Here is a 2,764-nt window from a genome sequence, read left to right on the forward strand (position 1 = left end):
CCTTTTTTCTATCTTTGAGTTACAACGGAATAAATCCTGCGTATTTTTCCGCAACGAAATCATAGCCAAAGCCGTTGCCCACAATTTGAAAAAACGCATCGAAATCAATGAAAATAAGTCTTTTAATAGGAATTCTTTTTTGCTCGACACTCTTTGCGTGTGGTGAAGACCAAGACGACCGATTTATTTTCTTTCTTCATAACCGATTTTTAGAAGAACACGGATTGAATGAATCGCACCCAGAATTTGGACGAACGGAATACAATGAAATCTTGGCGGAATTTGAAAAAAGCGGACTAAAAGTAATCAGTGAAAAAAGAAACGGAAATGTTAATGCTCGTGAATACGCCATTGAAATAGTCAACAAAATTGACAGCTTGATAAACAGCGGAATAGAACCTGAAAAAATAACAATCGTCGGAACTTCAAAAGGCGGATATATTGCACAATACGTTTCGACCTTAGCAGACAACCCTGAACTGAATTTTGTGTTCGTAGCGAGTTTTAGAAATAGCGATTTGGAAAATATCCCTGAAATAAACTTTTGCGGAAACATTTTGACCATTTACGAAAAAACTGACCCGTTCGGAGTGTCCGCAATCCGAAAAAAAGAAAACTCAACCTGTGAAATAAAGAACTTTAAAGAAATTGAGCTGAATACTGGAATGGGACACGGATTTTTGTTCAAACCATTAAAAGAATGGATTGAACCGACAATAAAATGGGCAAATGGAAATTATGGACTGGAATAAAAAACTGTGGGCAACAATGTATAACCGCAATTACGGCGGATTTGACTGCGTCCGAATCCACTCGGAATTGCTAACGTCTGTGCTAAACCGAAAAATTTGCGTACTTTAACCCGTAACTGACGGTTATACGAGACCGTTGCCAATAATTTGAAATGAAATATCTAGCTATAATTATAATTTCTTTTTTTGTTATGAGTTGTAATTCATCAAAAAAATCTTTTGAATCCCAAATGCGAACTTTTAATTCTTTAGGTTATAAATTTAATAATGGAGTAAATAAAGAATTAATATACGAAGAATGGAATAGAAATAGTTACAATGAAAAGGCATTAGATAGTCTAATTGCTAATCCGCCATTTGAAAGATTATATTATATTCTTGGTTCTGGAATTTATAGAAATCCAGAATTTTATAGAGTAACGGATAATTGTATTTGGTGGGACATTGAATTTATTGATCCTTCATCGCAATATATTTATTTTATGGAATTAATGGGTAAAATAACTCAAGGAGAACTAAATTATACTAATATTGAGATTAAAATAGACGAGAACAATTTTGAATGGATTCATTTTAAAGTTAATGGAATAAAAAGAAAATGGAAATTAGGAAAAGTAGGCTTTGTGCCTGATTCTTTCTTTCAAAGATTTTCTTACATACCAAAAGAATTAAAAACTAAAGGTCGATATACGATTTTTAGTGATGGTGGACAACAATTTGTAATTGATTATGCAACTGACAAAGAACAGATTGAATTTATTGAAAAAACTGGTTTAAAAAGGGAATGGCTGGGCGAAGGAAATCATTTTAGTGAACCTGGGGAATAAAACTATTGGCAACAATGTATAACCGCAATTACGGCGGATTCGACTACGTCCGAATCCACTCGGAATTGCTAACGTCTGTGCTAAACCGAAAATCATTAACTTTAATCCCGTAACTGACGGTTATACGAGACCGTTGCCATTAATATGAAAAAATCGATAATATTATTTATAAATTTATTCTTGACAGTATTAACTTATTCTCAAAATGAATTTGTTGTAACTGCTGAAAATGGTTTGTTTTTAAGACAAGAACCTAATTCAAATGGAAAGAAAATAGGAAAACTATATTTTGGTGCCGAAGTTGATATAATTGAGAAAACCGAAAATAGCCAAACTATAACAGACAACGGACAAGAAATAAAAGGTAATTGGGTGAAAATAACTTTTCAAAACTTTCCCACTTTCATTTCTAATGCTGAATATGGATATGTATTTGACGGATATTTAAAACCGAAAAAAGAAATTATCGAAGATATTAAAAGTGAAATTTCAAAATATTCAGAATTCGATAATCTAACCTTAAATACTGATATTAAACCTTTTTATCTAAAAGGTGACTTTTTCGGAGACAAAAAAAATGATGTTGTAATTCTATTAAAAAACTTTGATGGAGAAACAAAAATTGGATTTATCAACAAAGGAATTAAAACTAAAACTCACATATTAGGAAATGAAAATGACCCGTTCAAGATGAACAATTATAGTTGGATTGGTATTTTTGAAAAAGTTAATGCAGGAGAAACTTTATGGTCAAACTACGAAGATGATTTTGTAGATTTTAAAGATGTTCCTGAAAACAAAAAAGTCCGACTAAATTATAATGCTCTTTATATGCACGCATCTGAAAGTTGTGGTGGCGGATTTGTTTATTGGAAAGATGGAAAATTTAATTGGCTACAACAAGAATGAAATACTAATGGCAACACGGTGTATAAAACATAGCTAATAAGTGTTTAAACAAAAGGTTTGTGTATATTTAAAAAGTCCGCCAAATTTTTAATTTGGCTTTTAAAAAGAGAAAAATTAAAAAACAAAATATAAAAATTCGGCTCTGTGTTAATCCGAAAAGTTAGTGTCTTTTTACACGCTACGTTTCATACACAAGTCCGTTGGCAAAAATACCTCGGAATGAAAAGCAAAGCGGAAAAATAATGAATCTGACTGCTTGAAAAGATGAAGTAAAAA

At 31.7% G+C, this 2,764-nt stretch carries 3 protein-coding genes; all 3 read left to right on the forward strand.

What is annotated here, in order from left to right; translation table 11 throughout:
• The first annotated feature begins 107 nt into the window (after nucleotides 1–107).
• Entirely contained in the window at nucleotides 108–752 is a 645-nt protein-coding gene (locus FT993_RS01205; protein ID WP_147860719.1) for an alpha/beta hydrolase, read from the forward strand.
• Between the two features lie 152 nt (nucleotides 753–904).
• Nucleotides 905–1,579: a hypothetical protein gene (locus FT993_RS01210; RefSeq protein ID WP_147860720.1), complete on the forward strand. Its 675-nt coding sequence runs from the start codon at nucleotides 905–907 to the stop codon at nucleotides 1,577–1,579.
• A gap of 144 nt (nucleotides 1,580–1,723) precedes the next feature.
• Nucleotides 1,724–2,488, forward strand: a complete 765-nt coding sequence (locus FT993_RS01215; protein WP_147860721.1) for an SH3 domain-containing protein — start codon at nucleotides 1,724–1,726, stop codon at nucleotides 2,486–2,488.
• Nucleotides 2,489–2,764 lie beyond the last annotated feature (276 nt).

This window comes from Mesonia sp. HuA40 (assembly GCF_008017835.1).
In the GTDB taxonomy this organism is placed as follows: Bacteria; Bacteroidota; Bacteroidia; order Flavobacteriales; family Flavobacteriaceae; genus Mesonia.

Coding starts and splice junctions, on each gene's coding strand:
- FT993_RS01205 (WP_147860719.1), top strand. CDS start 108: ATGAAAATAAGTCTTTTAATAGGAATTCTTTTTTGCTCGACACTCTTT.
- FT993_RS01210 (WP_147860720.1), top strand. CDS start 905: ATGAAATATCTAGCTATAATTATAATTTCTTTTTTTGTTATGAGTTGT.
- FT993_RS01215 (WP_147860721.1), top strand. CDS start 1,724: ATGAAAAAATCGATAATATTATTTATAAATTTATTCTTGACAGTATTA.